The 13,999-nt window shown below is 61.4% G+C and carries 14 protein-coding genes; 4 read left to right on the top strand and 10 right to left on the bottom strand.

The features are described 5' to 3' along the window. Positions 1-125: 125 nt before the first annotated feature. Entirely contained in the window at positions 126-974 is an 849-nt protein-coding gene (locus tag P3T23_RS23100; RefSeq protein ID WP_429318451.1) for a symmetrical bis(5'-nucleosyl)-tetraphosphatase, read from the top strand. Here the strand turns inward: P3T23_RS23100 and P3T23_RS23095 are convergent. From P3T23_RS23095 to P3T23_RS23060, 8 genes are all read right to left on the bottom strand, one after another. Beyond that, entirely contained in the window at positions 971-1,810 is an 840-nt protein-coding gene (locus P3T23_RS23095; protein ID WP_429318450.1) for a lysophospholipid acyltransferase family protein, read from the bottom strand. The two genes, P3T23_RS23100 and P3T23_RS23095, sit on opposite strands and share 4 nt — an antisense overlap. A gap of 41 nt (positions 1,811-1,851) precedes the next feature. Beyond that, entirely contained in the window at positions 1,852-3,129 is a 1,278-nt protein-coding gene (locus tag P3T23_RS23090) for a dihydroorotase (protein WP_429318449.1), read from the bottom strand. Between the two features lie 57 nt (positions 3,130-3,186). Continuing rightward, complete coding sequence (locus P3T23_RS23085; protein ID WP_429318448.1) at positions 3,187-4,206, bottom strand: aspartate carbamoyltransferase catalytic subunit; 1,020 nt, start codon at positions 4,204-4,206, stop codon at positions 3,187-3,189. A 120-nt stretch (positions 4,207-4,326) separates the two neighbouring features. Further along, on the bottom strand, positions 4,327-4,854 hold the full coding sequence (gene pyrR / locus P3T23_RS23080; protein WP_429318447.1) for a bifunctional pyr operon transcriptional regulator/uracil phosphoribosyltransferase PyrR: 528 nt from the start codon (positions 4,852-4,854) through the stop codon (positions 4,327-4,329). Next, positions 4,841-5,281 carry a Holliday junction resolvase RuvX gene (gene ruvX, locus P3T23_RS23075; RefSeq protein WP_429318446.1) on the bottom strand — a complete coding sequence of 147 codons (441 nt, stop codon included), beginning with the start codon at positions 5,279-5,281 and terminating at the stop codon, positions 4,841-4,843. The genes pyrR and ruvX overlap by 14 nt, the downstream gene beginning before the upstream one ends. Beyond that, positions 5,278-5,856 carry a YqgE/AlgH family protein gene (locus tag P3T23_RS23070; RefSeq protein ID WP_429318445.1) on the bottom strand — a complete coding sequence of 193 codons (579 nt, stop codon included), beginning with the start codon at positions 5,854-5,856 and terminating at the stop codon, positions 5,278-5,280. The genes ruvX and P3T23_RS23070 overlap by 4 nt, the downstream gene beginning before the upstream one ends. 269 nt (positions 5,857-6,125) lie before the next feature. Continuing rightward, a complete protein-coding gene (locus tag P3T23_RS23065) occupies positions 6,126-7,556 on the bottom strand; it encodes a hypothetical protein (protein WP_429318444.1) in 1,431 nt (476 codons plus the stop codon). A 195-nt stretch (positions 7,557-7,751) separates the two neighbouring features. After that, positions 7,752-7,922 (bottom strand): rubredoxin, encoded by a 171-nt coding sequence (locus P3T23_RS23060; RefSeq protein WP_008342674.1) that lies wholly within the window; start codon positions 7,920-7,922, stop codon positions 7,752-7,754. 248 nt (positions 7,923-8,170) lie between these two features. Here P3T23_RS23060 and P3T23_RS23055 point away from each other — a divergent pair, with 248 nt between their 5' ends. From P3T23_RS23055 to P3T23_RS23045, 3 genes are all read left to right on the top strand, one after another. Beyond that, positions 8,171-9,034, top strand: coding sequence for a hydroxymethylpyrimidine/phosphomethylpyrimidine kinase (locus tag P3T23_RS23055; RefSeq protein WP_429318443.1), 864 nt, complete (start codon positions 8,171-8,173; stop codon positions 9,032-9,034). 488 nt (positions 9,035-9,522) lie between these two features. Then, complete coding sequence (gene cysC / locus P3T23_RS23050; RefSeq protein ID WP_429318618.1) at positions 9,523-10,161, top strand: adenylyl-sulfate kinase; 639 nt, start codon at positions 9,523-9,525, stop codon at positions 10,159-10,161. Positions 10,162-10,395: 234 nt separating this feature from the next. Further along, the gene (locus P3T23_RS23045) at positions 10,396-11,598 is read left to right on the top strand and encodes a sulfotransferase family 2 domain-containing protein (RefSeq protein WP_429318442.1); all 1,203 of its coding nucleotides are present in this window, start codon (positions 10,396-10,398) and stop codon (positions 11,596-11,598) included. 205 nt (positions 11,599-11,803) lie between these two features. Here P3T23_RS23045 and groL read toward each other — a convergent pair whose 3' ends face one another. Both groL and groES read right to left on the bottom strand, forming a co-directional pair. Beyond that, positions 11,804-13,444, bottom strand: a complete 1,641-nt coding sequence (gene groL / locus P3T23_RS23040; protein ID WP_429318441.1) for a chaperonin GroEL — start codon at positions 13,442-13,444, stop codon at positions 11,804-11,806. A 44-nt stretch (positions 13,445-13,488) separates the two neighbouring features. Further along, a complete protein-coding gene (gene groES / locus P3T23_RS23035; protein WP_007178996.1) occupies positions 13,489-13,779 on the bottom strand; it encodes a co-chaperone GroES in 291 nt (96 codons plus the stop codon). Between the last annotated feature and the right edge of the window lie 220 nt (positions 13,780-13,999).

Genomic DNA, 13,999 nt, shown 5'->3' with positions numbered 1-13,999 from the left:
TCGCGACAGCGTCGAAGTGCGCCTGCGGCTGGTTCCCCGAACGGCCCGTGCTTCGCAAATGCCGTCGCTCCAAACAAGCTATTATGTCACGCTATATTGCACAGTCATTAACGCCCAGCCCTCAGATGACCGCTTTGACCCGGCCCGTCCCGCTTGCATTTGGTGACCTTCAGGGCTGCCGCACCCAGTTCCAGGAACTCCTCGCCAAGGCCGCACCGTCGGACGACACGCCGCTGTGGTTCGCCGGCGACATCATCAATCGAGGCCCCGAGTCGCTCGCCACGTTGCGCGATCTCGTCTCACTCGGCGATCGCGCGATCACGGTGCTCGGTAATCATGACCTGCATCTGCTGTCGGTATCGGCGGGCATCCGCCGCTCGAAGAAGGGCGACACGATCGACGACATCCTCGCCGCGCCCGACGCACCCGATCTGCTCGAATGGGTGCGTCATCGCCCCATCGCGCATTTCGAAAACAATATGCTGCTCGTCCACGCTGGCGTGCTGCCGCAGTGGGACGCCGTGCTCACGATGGAACTGGCCGAAGACCTGCAACGCGCGTTACGCGCCCCGACATGGAAGGAAACGCTTGCGGGCCTGTACGGCAACGAGCCGAATTGCTGGAGACCGAATCTGAAGGGCATTGACCGTCTGCGTCTGACGTGCACCGCGCTCACGCGGATGCGCTTTTGCAACCTGGACGGCGAGATGGATTTCAGCTCGAGCGGCGGACTCGACTCCGCACCGCCGGGCTACATGCCCTGGTTCGATCTGCCAGAGCGGGCGACTTCAGATGTGACAGTGGTGTTCGGCCACTGGGCCGCGCTCGGCCTGATGGTTCGCGACAACGTGATCGGTCTCGATTCGGGCTGCGTGTGGGGCCATCAACTGTCCGCGATACGCCTCGCCAGTTTGCCCGACGATCGCACAGTCACGCAGGTCGATTGCGCAGCCTGCCGTACGACCGGAAACTAACCGCGCTCCGCGCTTCGCGTCAGGTCGGCTTCACTGTCCAGCGTTTCGTCAGCCGTGTCACGCGAATCGACGCCCGCCGTTTTTTCGACGCCGGGCACCACCCCGCCCTGCAACGCCCCCAACGCCGCCCTTACCACCCCCTCCGCCTCAGCCGCCAGCAATCGCCGGTCAGCCCCAGGCGCGAGCGGCGCACCGACATACACATGCGCCGTCAGTGACCCACCGCGGAGCATCGCATCGAGCGAATCGCCGAGCGTCAGGTCATCGATATAAGCCGGCGTCGTCGACTGCCGCCCGTCTGCGTCTTCATACATGATGCAGATCGGCTGCACAGGCCGCGAGGCCGACACGGGCGCCTGAAACAGGTTCGCATGAAACGGCAGCAGCGACAGCCCGTTGGACGTCGTGCCTTCCGGAAACACGCACATCAGTTCGCCGGCATTCAGACGGTCGGCGAGTTCATGCATGATCCGCTTCGCGTCGCTGCGCTTCTCGCGCTGGATGAACACCGTGCCCAGTTGCTGCGCAAGCCAGCCGACCACCGGCCAGTTGCGGATCTCGGCCTTCGACACAAAGGGCGTCGGCCGCCAAGCATTGATCACGTAGATATCGATCCACGAGATGTGATTACTCACCACCAGCGCCCCGGCATCGAGCCGCACGTCGTCGTTGTGTACGACAAGGCGCATGCCGCACAGGCGCAGCATCTTGAGGGACCACGCGCGGTTGAGTTCCAGCCGTTCGTCAGCCGACGCGCGCGGAAAACGTGTCGCGACGGTCCACATGCCGTGCAGCAGATGCGCGACGAGTCTGGCTTTGCGAAACGCGAGCTTCATGGTGGGCGCTTTCCGTTCCTGTGTCTTTGTCCGTTGTCGGTTCAACGCTGCTCGAAAGCGACGTGGCCCCCGACGATCGTCGCGCGCACACGCGCCGGCAATTCGTAACCGAGGAACGGCGTGTTGTGCCCCTGGCTCTTCAGCGCGCGCGGCTCGACACGCCAGTGTCCACTCGCATCAAACACGCACAGATCCGCAGCCTCGCCAACCGCGATGCGTCCCGCCGGCAGCTTCAGCACGTCGGCAGGCGCAGCGGTGATGCGCTTCAACGCCTTCGCGAGCGGCACATTGGCCTCGCTCGCCCACTTCACCGTCAGCGACAGGAACAGTTCGAGTCCGGTCGCGCCCGGCGTCGCTTCGGCGAACGGCAGCAGCTTTTCATCGTCATCGACAGGCGTGTGGTCGGAGCAGATCGCATCGATCGTGCCGTCTGCGAGGCCCGCGCGGATCGCTTCGCGATCACGCTGCGAGCGCAGCGGCGGATCGAGCCGGAACTGCGAATCGAAGTAACCGATATCGACGTCGATCAGATGCACGTGGTTGACGGTCACGTCACACGTGACGGGCAGCCCCTCGGCTTTCGCCGCGCGCATCAACTCGACGCCCGCCGCCGACGACACATGCGACAGGTGCACCCGCGCCCCCGTCACGCGGACCAGCTCGAAGATCGTATGCAGCGCAATTGTTTCCGCCGACACCGGCACGCCGGAGAGCCCCAGCCGTGAAGCCAGCGCGCCGCTCGCGGCGACCCCGCCCTTCGCGAGATACGCATCCTGCGGACGCAGCCATACGGTGTAGCCATACGTGCTCGCATATTGCAGCGCGCGCAGCAGCACCTGCGTATCCACCACCGGCACATCGGCCTGCGAAAAGCCGATACAACCAGCCTCTGTCAGTTCGACCATCTCGGTGATCGTCGTGCCTTTCAGGCCGACCGTCAGCGCGCCGAGCGGATAAACGTGTGCCTGGTTCAGATTGCGCGCGCGGAACTTGAGCATCTCGACCAGACCCGGCTCATCGAGCACGGGATCGGTATCCGGCGGACACACGAGGCTCGTCACGCCGCCCGCGAGCGCCGCAGCCATTTCCGATTCGAGCGTCGCCTTGTGCTCGTAGCCCGGCTCGCGCAGCCGCGCGGACAGGTCGACCAGGCCCGGCGCGATCGAGAGCCCTTTGGCGTCGATCGTCTTCGCTGCCTGAAAATCCGCTGGCGCGTGGCCGAGCGCGACGATCTTGCCCGCCGCGATAAATACGTCCTGCTGCTGTTCGGTGCCCGCTACCGGATCGATCAGCGTGCCGCCTTGAATATGAATCTTCATCCGCTACCTTTTTCTGCGTTGCGTGTCGCGTGCCTGGTTCGAGTAAGGGACCTGCGGTCAGTCGTTGTTGCCCGCAACGATGCCCATCACCGCCATGCGCACCGCGATGCCGAACGTCACCTGGTTCAGGATCACCGACTGCGGTCCGTCCGCCACCTGCGAATCGATCTCGACGCCGCGGTTCATCGGCCCCGGATGCATCACGATCGCATCGGGCTTCGCGAGCGCGAGACGCTCGGGCGTGAGGCCCCAGCTCTTGAAGTATTCCTGCGCCGACGGCAGCAGCGCGCCGCTCATCCGCTCGTTCTGCAGGCGCAGCATGATGATCACATCGACGTCTTTCAGGCCTTCGTCGAGGTTGTGGAACACGCGCACGCCCATCTGCTCGAGCCCGCCCGGCAACAGCGTGCGCGGGCCGATCGCGCGCACTTCAGGCACGCCGAGCGTGGTCAGCGCGTGAATGTCCGAACGCGCAACACGCGAGTGGAGGATGTCGCCGACGATCGCCACGCGCAGATTCGTGAAATCGCGCTTGTAATGGCGGATCGTGTACATGTCGAGCAGACCCTGAGTCGGGTGCGCATGACGGCCGTCACCGGCGTTGATCACGTGCACGTGCGGCGCGCAGTGTTCGGCGATCAGATACGGTGCACCACTCGACGCGTGTCGCACGACGAACATGTCGGCGTGCATCGCGGAGAGGTTGTTGATCGTATCGAGCAGCGATTCGCCCTTGCTCGTCGACGAGGCATTGATGTTCAGATTGATGACATCGGCCGACAGGCGCTTGGCGGCGATTTCGAACGTGGTGCGTGTGCGCGTCGAGTTCTCGAAAAACAGGTTGAACACCGACTTGCCGCGCAAGAGCGGCACCTTCTTCACCTCGCGGTCCGTCACGCTGACGAACTGCCCGGCGGTGTCGAGAATGTGATTGACGATCGCGCGCGGCAGGCCTTCGATCGTCAGCAGATGCTTCAGCTCGCCGTTCTTCGTGAGCTGAGGATTGCCCTTCAGGAAGCCGTAACGGAACCGGTCCGCGGCGGCGCTGCTGTCGGTGGAACCCTGGGTGGTGTTCATGGTGTACCTGGCTTAAAACGTGTGCTTCGCTCCGGACTGTCCGATTCCGCCATTCGGAAGTGGCGACTCTCGTTCGTAGCAGGTCCGGAAGTCCTGGATGCTATTCGCGCCCGGCGATGCTCAATCCGCGCGCGCTTCGGTGTGAAACGTGAACCGCTCGTTGCCGCCTTCTCCCGCTTCGCGGGCGAGAACGAGCGTTGCGTCGGCCGGTATGTCGACCATGCCGCCCACGAAGCGCGCCGCCACCGGCAATTCGCGCCCGCCGCGATCGGCCAGCACCGCCAGTTCGACCGACGCCGGGCGTCCGTAGTCGTACAACTCGTTCAGCGCTGCGCGCACGGTGCGGCCGGTGTACAGCACGTCGTCGACGAGCACGATCCTGCGGCCTTCGACTTCGAACGGCAGCGATGTCGGGCTCGCCTGCGTGTGCAGGCCCTTCTTGGCGTAGTCATCGCGATGCAGCGCGACATTGACGACGCCGAAGCTCGCCACATTCAGGTCGTGTGCAAGCCGCTCAGCAAGCCAGGCGCCGCCGCTATAGATGCCAGCCAGCACCGCGCCATCCGGACCGCCGACCCCGGCGCCGTATGCCGCACGAACCTGTTCGAGGACGGCGCGATACAGCGCCTCGGCGTCAATGGAATTCATGATCGTCGGAAAGTCCGTCTAGATATTGCTGGAGGATGATGCTGGCGGCTTCGGCGTCGAGCATGTCGGCGCGGCCGGTGCCGGCGCGGATGCCCGCCCTGGCCTCGACCGAGGAATAGCGCTCGTCGACCCACGTCACCGGCAGATTGAAGCGGCCATTCAACTGGTTGCCGAAGCGTTTGGCCAGTTGCGTCATCTCATGCGGCGTGCCGTCCGGATGCATCGGCAGACCGACGACGAGCGCGTCCGGCTTCCATTCGCCGATCAGTTTGCCGACCGTTTCGAAGCGATATTCGCGGCTGCGATTCTGCACCACGACGAGCGGCCGCGCGCTCTTCGTGAGCGTATTGCCCACTGCCACACCGATACGTTTTTCACCATAGTCGAACGCAAGCAGCGTTACCTCACGTCCGGCCGCACCGCTCATGCGTGACCTGCTTCGCCCGAAAGCATCGACAGGTTGATGCCGAGCAGCGCAAGTGCCGCTTCGAACCGCTCTTCAGCGGGGACGTCGAAGACGATTTTCGGGTCGGCCTCGACGGTGAGCCAGCCGTTCTTCGAAATCTCTTCCTCGAGCTGTCCGGCACCCCACCCGGCGTGGCCGAGCGTAAGCAGGAAGCGCTTGGGACCGTTGCCGCTGGCGACGGCTTCGAGCACGTCTTTCGATGTGGTCATCTCGAGCCCGCCCGGCACCGACATCGATGACGTATACGAACTGCCGTCTTTCGGATCGTGCAGCACGAAGCCGCGCTCGGTTTGCACCGGGCCGCCGAAGTACACGGGAACATGCAGAAGGGGTTCGATCTCGAGCTTGAGATCGATGCGATTGAAGAGCGCTTCCAGATCGATATCGGTCGGCCGGTTGATCACGAGGCCGAGCGCACCGCGCTCACTGTGATCGCAAAGGTAGACCACCGTTCCTGAAAACGTGGGATCCACCATGTTCGGCATGGCGATCAGGAACTGGTTGGTCAGATTGATGCGATCGCTACTCTTGGACATAGTTCGAATTTTAGCAAAGACGGTGCAGGATGGCGGGCTTTGAGCATACGCGCATGGGCGCGGGTATGGATTCGCGGGGCGCCGTCGACGGCATTCATACCGCACTCTATCACGCACTTACAGGTCGCCGATGTGACGTGTTCCGCAAGGGCTCGCGGCGCGTCGAACAGCAGGATTCGCGCCCGCCCACCATTTCGCGAACGACGTTGTCCGCGGCGGCCCAAGGGCGGTGAGGAATGAGCTGATACGGCTGGCTCCATGGCCGTCAGTCAGGTCGCGCCTGTCTTCGACGCGGGCGAAACGCCACCCTGCTCGATCGCGTGGGTCAACGCGGCAAGCGCGGCGCTGCCGTCGGGCGGCGCGACGCCCGCTGCGATCTTGTGCAGCATCGCGCGCAGCGCCTCGGCGGCGTGGTCGAGCGAACGGGCGGGCGGCGCGTCGACGATGGTGCGCGAGCGCACCGCTGGCGTCGATACGCCCGCGTGCGCGCGACGGCGCCATGCGAGCCCCAGCGCATCCGCCAGCATCGCCACGTGGCCGAGGCCGAGCGCCCAGGCGGCCGCGCCAAGGCGATAGGCGGCGTCGCCCGCCTGCAGCGCAGCGCCAGGGTCGACCTTCTCGGGGTTGTCGGCAAGGCGGGCATGCTCGGACAGCGCAGAAATCGACGCGTCCGCTGTCTGCAGAAAATCTTCATACGCATTCGCGTTGACGGTCAGCACGCCGAGTTCGCGTGCCACAGGGTCGCGCACGGCAACGACTTCTGCCTGTGCGGCCTGCTCCTCCCACAACGCCTCCGATGCCTGCGTGCCTGCAATGTGCCAGTCGACAGTCAGCCCGTAGTCATGCAGCAACTCGACCAGGTCGGCATCTTCGGCCGCCGCGCCGAATAGCGCGAGGTCGCGCCAGAGCATCGCCAGCGTCGCTCGCACCAGCGAACGCGGCGCGAGCGATGTCCCGCGCGCATGATCGGCCAGCACAAGATTGCAGCGCGCGTAGAAACGGCGCGCGTCCCTTTCCCCCAGCGCATGGCCACCGGCACGCAACGTGCGGGCGCAGGCGGCGGCAAGCCGCCAGAAGTCGTAGGGATCGGGACTGGCGACTTCAGCCAGACAGGCGTCCAGTTCGTCGAGAGAAGCGCCGGTTTGCGGCGACACTGCGCCATTGCCCGTGTGCTGACGCAGCACGGGGAGCAGCGCCCGTTCATAGCGGGCGCGCAGATGCGCCAGTTTGTGTGCCGGCTGCGCGTGCATGGTGACGGGTGGGATCGGACGACCCGCCAGCGCCATGTCTTCAAACGCGACGCTGTAGCCAGGCGTATGCTGCGCCACTTGCTGGTTAAGCACGCGATAGTGCTCGAAGAGCGTCGGCGAACAAGAAAGCTCGTGAAGGTTGTGCCGCTCGACCGCGGCACGGAAATCGTGCAGCGCGTCAGCCAGAGACGCCCGCGCACCGCCATCGTGCGAAACGTCGCGCTGCGCCAGCGATGACACAAGGGCGAGCGTATCCGCAAACCGGTGCGCCGCCAGCCAGCCCGCCTCACGGAACACATGCGCCGCTCGCAGAAATGGTGCGGTGGCGTCGCCGTGGCGGAGAAGCTCCTGCTGTGCATCGGCCAGCCATGCTTCGGCGCCGCGAATCGCTCCGCCGCGTGGATTGGGCAAGGCCTCGAAAGGATCGATCGTAGCGGGTCGAAGGGTCATGGACTGACGAGAGAAACGCTTGCGAGCCGCAGCGCGGCAGACGGCGCGCCCTGCGCGTCTGCCCGCGACGGTACGATGAACACTACCCTTGCGACACGGCGAAAACGCCGACGTTCCGAAGCAGTCTTCGGCAGCAACCAATGCGCCCGCCCTATGCACGCGCATATCCAGCGCGCGGCGCGACGGGCGGACCGGTCAGATCTGGACCATCTCGAAGTCTTCCTTGCGGGCGCCGCATTCAGGGCAGGTCCAGTTGATCGGGACATCTTCCCAGCGCGTCCCCGGCGCGATTCCTTCATCTGGCAAACCGGCTTCTTCGTCGTAAATCCAGCCGCAGATCAGGCACATCCAGCTTCTATATTCCATTCTTATGCCGCGTCGAAAAGTCCAAAAAGTCCGTCGAATCAGGACCATGATGGTACCGTGTTGCCGCCCCACTGCCTAGCAATCCAGGCAAGGCGCAAGCGCGCAATATGCACAATTCGACCCGATCTGTGAGCCAAGCCTCGCGGCGGTGCAAAAAAACGCCCCGGCACCGGAATAGGCCGCATAATTGAGGCGACCGCAGACCTCGTGCCTGCCACTCTCCAGCCCCACTTCAGCCAGCGATTTTCATGCCCAGCGACAGCCCTCCGATCGTCCTCACCTTCGGCCTTTCCGATCCAACCGGAGGCTCCGGCATCCAGGCGGACCTGATGACTCTCGCCAGCATGGGTTGCCACGGCGTCTCCGTGCTGACCGGCTACACGGTGCGCGATTCAGCGAGCTGCGACGAAGTCACCGGGCTCGACCCCGAGGTCGTCGCTACTCAGGCGCGGATGCTGCTCGAAGACATGCCGATCGCCGCTTTCAAGGTCGGCGCCGCGACGCGCGCCGAGGTAGTGAGCGCAATCGCCGAAGTGGTCGCTGACTACGACGATATCCCGCTGATCCTCGCACCTGACTTCACGCTCGATGACGAACACGTGCTTGCCGCCGACGAACTGCGCGAAGCTATCGCCGATCTGCTTGCACCGCAAACCACCCTGCTCGTCGCCGACCACGCGACACTGCTTGCGCTCGCCCAGCCGGACGGCGACGCCGAAGCGCCGAGTCTCGACGCGGCGATTTCCCATCTGCTGTCGCAAGGTTGCGAATATATCCTGTCGACGGAAACCGGCACGCACCGGCTCGTCAACACCTTGTTCAGCGAAGACGGCCAGCTGCGGCAGGACATGTGGGATCGCGGCCCGAACCGGATCATGGGCATCACCGATACGCTAGGGGCAGCCATTGCGGCGCTGCTCGCCAATGGACAGGATCCGGCCGAGGCAGTGCGTGAGGCGCAGGAGTATCTTTATCAGGCGACGCGCAGTGCATTTCGTCCGGGTATGGGCGCGTATATGCCTGATCGTTTCTTCTGGGCGCGCAGCAGCGAAGACGAAGAGACTCCGCTCGCGGGTGGCAAGGACGCGCCGCCGGGCGAAGCCCGTCACTGAACATTGCAGCGCACCGGGCTGGTCTGTTGGCTGCAATTCGCTGGAGCTACAGCAGCGTGGCGGGCGCCAGAGCGCTCGGTTGCCTGCTGGCTCTCACGCCGACTCCTGGCGACGCCCCCTTCCAGATCGACAGCGATACCAGTCACCAGCCTCATGCCAAACATCAGTTTTTTTATTTCTTCGTGTAGAAAACGTTTGCTAAAGTCAATACAAATATAAAACAACGACATTACAGTCGTAATTAAGCGTTACATCCGCCATTTGTATGAAGCGGTAGAATTTGCAAATCGTATTTCGGCCGCCCGGCATTTGAGGCATTCCATTCTTCGGAGAGAGGAAAACCAAGGCTCGGTCGGCGATCTGAAACACGGATTTTCAAATGTGAGCGGGACGGATCTTTGCTGCGGTGGGACGCTCACGAGGCCCTACATCGCACTGAAATGACAGCATGTTCCGTCATCGCGCAAGAAACCGCCAAGGAGTGCAACGTGGATCAGTCTCCGCGCTTCGTGCAGCGTTTTGCCGGCAAGACATCAAGCCGGGACCGCACATCATTGTTTCAGCAAAAGCCAGTCACCGTCTGGCTCACGGGCTTGTCCGGAGCCGGCAAATCGACGATTGCGTTCGAACTGGAACGACAGTTCATGGCGCTTGGCCACGCCTGTTACGTCCTCGACGGCGACAATGTTCGTCACGGTCTGACTTCCGACCTGGGTTTCCGTCCCGAGGATCGCCACGAAAACATCCGAAGGATCGCCCACGTTGCGCAAATGATGAACGAAGCGGGTCTGATCGTCATCTCCGCGCTCATTTCGCCGATGCGCGAAGATCGGGCGATGGCACGCGAGATTATTGGGCAGGACCGCTTTATGGAAACGTGGCTTTCAGCATCGCTCGATAGCTGCGCCCGCCGTGACCCGAAAGGTCTCTATGCCCGGGCTCGAGCCGGCGAGATCCAGTCTTTCACTGGTGTGTCCGCTCCCTATGAGCCGCCGACGGTCCCGGATCTGGTCGTTGAAACCGACGTGCTAGACGTATCGGCGAGTGTCGCTCTTATCTTTGAGCATCTGTGCGACAAGTGTCTGATGGAGGCCGATCGATCGAGGCTCCGGAAGATCGCGAGTTGAGATAGCTCGGTCCAAACGGAAACCTCCTGGCGGTTGACGTTTGAACAACTGCTCTCGAGTCTTGAGCTTGTGCGGTTTAATCCACTGTTTTTTGGAGGAACGCTCTTGATGGACGTTCCTCGCACGCGCTTCGAAGTGAACTGGGATTGGCCACACGGCTAAAATCTGCCAGCGTGATCAGACAGCAATAAGAACACTGTCAGATTTGACACGTTTTGATATGACCACTACAAAATGAAAGATCCCCTCTACTATCTTCATATACCAAAGACCGGGGGTACCTCTTTTATCTCCTTTCTGGACAGTCAGTTTGATCAGCATGAGATTTGCCCCGCGCAACTACTTCCCGGATTATTCGATATTCCAGATCAATCGCTGCGTAACTATAGCTTTTTTCGTGGACATCTATGGTACGGATTGAGTTCGTACATAAAACGGAATCTGACCTATATCACGATGCTAAGAGATCCGGTACAACGGACGATTTCCTGGTATTCACATGTTAAACGCGATGAAAACGCCTACCGACACCGTCGCGTAGTTGACGAGAACTGGTCGCTGCTCGATTTTGTCCAGGATAGCGAAACAAACTGGGACATGACGAATGCCCAGACGTTATTTCTTGCTGTTGATCTCGATTACTCCAGACTCGCACTTGACCCTGTCGGCTACGGGACGGAGACGGTCAAGCAGTACGCACAACGCGCCGACGATCGCGCCTTGCTGGATATAGCAAAGAAAAGACTCGAAGAAGCTGCGTTTTTCGGCATCACTGAGCGCATGCAGAACTCCATGAACCTTTTATCCTATCGGATGGGGTTTTATCCGGATTTTTCGGCGCCAACATTAAATACTTCACTCAATAGACCTCTCGACAATGAGATTTCCGCTGAGACGATTGCCGCCATCAATCGAATCACCACCCTGGATCAGGAACTATACGAATGGGCTTGCCAGCTTTTCGAGCAACGCTTAAGCCAGATGGTGAAGTCGCTTCTTGTCTCACGCTATGAATCAGGCAGCGAAAATCAGGATGCGCACTGGCTCGGGCCATTGCCCGTTGAAAGCCGGAAGCTCTTCTGTGTAGAGATCGTCAAGGCACCATCTGAAATCGGACTGTCTACGAAGTTTCAGGTTGCGGCGGAGGTAACCAACAACTCTGGTCGCAGGATAGCCAGCCGCAATTCAAATCCAGTCAATATTTCGTACCACTGGATAGAGAAATCCACGGGATCGGCTGCTATTTTTGACGGTGAGCGCACCCCTACACCCTCGAGACTACCTGTTGGAGAAAGGAAGGCGGTCTCTGTTTCTGTGGAATCACCGTCGAAGGCCGGTCAATACGTCCTCAGGATTACGATTGTTCAAGAGGGCGTAGCATGGTTCGACGAACCGGGAGTTGACGTGTTCTCAGACGTCGAAATCGTTGTAAAGTGAAAAGTAAAGTTCACCGGTAACGATCCGGTCGACAGGAACTACCGGAAAGCCTGGCTCAGAGTCTCGTGTTCCAGGCAGCCCTGCCGAAGCAGACGTCCTCAGGCGACATACTCAAAAACAAAAAACCCGCATCGCTGCGGGTTTTTTGTTTTCGAGAAGCGCTCCATTACGGAGCGCTCCACATGCGTTTCGGCTCGAACCGAAATTACATGTCCATGCCCATACCGCCCATGCCGCCAGGCATTCCGCCGCCCATCGGTGCATCTTCCTTCGGCAGTTCGCAGACAGCTGCGTCGGTCGTCAACAGGAGACCTGCGACCGAAGCTGCGTTTTGCAGCGCCGTGCGCGTCACCTTCGTCGGATCCACAACACCTGCGTCGACCAGGTCGACATACTCGCCCGTTGCTGCGTTGTAGCCGAAGTTGCCCTTGCCTGCTGCAACTGCTGCCACCACGACGCTGGCTTCTTCGCCGCCGTTCGAGACGATCTGGCGCAGCGGTTCTTCCATTGCGCGCAGAACGATCTTGATACCTGCGTCCTGGTCTGCGTTATCGCCCTTCAGACCAGAGATTGCCGAGCGTGCGCGGATCAGCGCGACGCCGCCACCAGCAACGATGCCTTCTTCCACAGCTGCGCGCGTTGCGTGCAGTGCGTCTTCGACACGTGCCTTCTTTTCCTTCATTTCGACTTCGGTCGCAGCGCCGACCTTGATCACTGCAACGCCGCCAGCCAGCTTGGCCACGCGCTCCTGCAGCTTTTCACGGTCGTAGTCCGACGTTGCTTCTTCGATCTGCGTGCGCACTTGCTTGACACGCGCTTCGATGTTCGCAGCTTCGCCAGCGCCGTCGATGATCGTCGTGTTTTCCTTGCCCACTTCGATGCGCTTCGCTTGACCCAGTTCAGCCAGCGTTGCCTTTTCGAGCGTCAGGCCGGTTTCTTCAGCGATGACCTGGCCACCCGTCAGGATAGCGATGTCTTCGAGCATGGCCTTGCGACGGTCGCCGAAGCCAGGAGCCTTGACAGCAACGGTCTTCAGGATACCGCGGATGTTGTTGACCACCAGCGTAGCCAGCGCTTCGCCTTCCACGTCTTCAGCGATGATCAAGAGCGGTCGGCCAGCCTTTGCGACTTGCTCGAGCACCGGCAGCAGATCACGGATGTTCGACACCTTCTTGTCGTGCAGCAGCACGAACGGGTTCTCGAGCACAGCAACCTGCTTGTCCGGGTTGTTGATGAAGTACGGCGACAGGTAGCCGCGGTCGAACTGCATACCTTCGACGACGTCGAGTTCGTCTTGCAGCGACTTGCCGTCTTCAACGGTGATGACGCCTTCCTTGCCGACCTTGTCCATCGCTTCAGCGATGCGGTCACCGATCGACGAATCGCTGTTCGCGGAGATCGCGCCAACCTGGGCGATTTCCTTGTTCGTCGTGCACGGCTTGCTGATCTTGCGCAGTTCTTCGATCGCTGCGGTGACAGCCTTGTCGATGCCGCGCTTCAGGTCCATCGGGTTCATGCCCGATGCGACGTACTTCATGCCTTCGCGGACGATCGACTGTGCGAGGACCGTTGCGGTCGTCGTGCCGTCGCCTGCGTTGTCGCTGGTCTTGGAAGCGACTTCCTTGACCATTTGTGCGCCCATGTTCTGGAGCTTGTCTTTCAGCTCGATTTCCTTCGCGACCGACACACCGTCCTTGGTGACCGTCGGGCCGCCGAAGCTGCGCTCGAGCACCACGTTGCGGCCCTTCGGACCCAGCGTGACCTTCACAGCGTTCGCGAGGATGTTCACGCCTTCAACCATCTTGGCACGGGCGGAATCACCGAATACGACGTCTTTAGCTGCCATCTTCTAACTCCTTGAATTCTCTGGGATATAACCGGGGCGGCGAATTACTTCTGGACCACGGCCATGATGTCTTCTTCGCGCATCACGAGCAGTTCGTTGCCGTCGACCTTGACGGTCTGGCCAGCGTACTTGCCGAACAGGACGCGATCGCCGACCTTCACGTCGAGGGCGATCTGGGCGCCCTTGTCGTCGCGCTTGCCCGGGCCGACTGCGAGGATTTCGCCTTGATCCGGCTTTTCCGCTGCGGCTTCGGGGATCACGATGCCCGACGCGGTCTTGGTTTCTTGATCCAGACGCTTGACGATCACGCGATCATGCAAAGGACGAAGGTTCATACATACTCCTCTCTTGATTGAGACTGAAGAACGCTGAGAAAACCCGGCTGGCGTAGCCAACCGGAAATGTTGTTAGCACTCTCGTGCAGCGAGTGCTAATTATATGGACGGGCGGTGACAAATTCAAGAAGCGGTGCAATGTGTCTTGTCGAGATTCGCCTGGCTGTGGACCTTGATCGTCAACGCTCAGACTTCGCGCCGAAGTAAAGGCTGCCAAAAT

The sequence above is a fragment of the Paraburkholderia sp. GAS448 genome (genome assembly GCF_050435685.1).
GTDB lineage: Bacteria > Pseudomonadota > Gammaproteobacteria > Burkholderiales > Burkholderiaceae > Paraburkholderia.
Note: the sequence above shows the minus strand (reverse complement) of the source record. Positions and strands in the feature narration are given on the sequence as shown.

Bases quoted from the DNA above. Each gene is read 5' to 3' on its own strand.
- P3T23_RS23070 (WP_429318445.1), bottom strand. From the start codon at position 5,856: ATGTCCAAGAGTAGCGATCGCATCAATCTGACCAACCAGTTCCTGATC.
- P3T23_RS23095 (WP_429318450.1), bottom strand. From the start codon at position 1,810: ATGAAGCTCGCGTTTCGCAAAGCCAGACTCGTCGCGCATCTGCTGCAC.
- P3T23_RS23100 (WP_429318451.1), top strand. From the start codon at position 126: ATGACCGCTTTGACCCGGCCCGTCCCGCTTGCATTTGGTGACCTTCAG.
- P3T23_RS23085 (WP_429318448.1), bottom strand. From the start codon at position 4,206: ATGAACACCACCCAGGGTTCCACCGACAGCAGCGCCGCCGCGGACCGG.
- ruvX (WP_429318446.1), bottom strand. From the start codon at position 5,281: ATGAGCGGTGCGGCCGGACGTGAGGTAACGCTGCTTGCGTTCGACTAT.
- groL (WP_429318441.1), bottom strand. From the start codon at position 13,444: ATGGCAGCTAAAGACGTCGTATTCGGTGATTCCGCCCGTGCCAAGATG.
- P3T23_RS23060 (WP_008342674.1), bottom strand. From the start codon at position 7,922: ATGGAATATAGAAGCTGGATGTGCCTGATCTGCGGCTGGATTTACGAC.
- P3T23_RS23065 (WP_429318444.1), bottom strand. From the start codon at position 7,556: ATGACCCTTCGACCCGCTACGATCGATCCTTTCGAGGCCTTGCCCAAT.
- P3T23_RS23055 (WP_429318443.1), top strand. From the start codon at position 8,171: ATGCCCAGCGACAGCCCTCCGATCGTCCTCACCTTCGGCCTTTCCGAT.
- P3T23_RS23045 (WP_429318442.1), top strand. From the start codon at position 10,396: ATGAAAGATCCCCTCTACTATCTTCATATACCAAAGACCGGGGGTACC.
- groES (WP_007178996.1), bottom strand. From the start codon at position 13,779: ATGAACCTTCGTCCTTTGCATGATCGCGTGATCGTCAAGCGTCTGGAT.
- P3T23_RS23090 (WP_429318449.1), bottom strand. From the start codon at position 3,129: ATGAAGATTCATATTCAAGGCGGCACGCTGATCGATCCGGTAGCGGGC.
- pyrR (WP_429318447.1), bottom strand. From the start codon at position 4,854: ATGAATTCCATTGACGCCGAGGCGCTGTATCGCGCCGTCCTCGAACAG.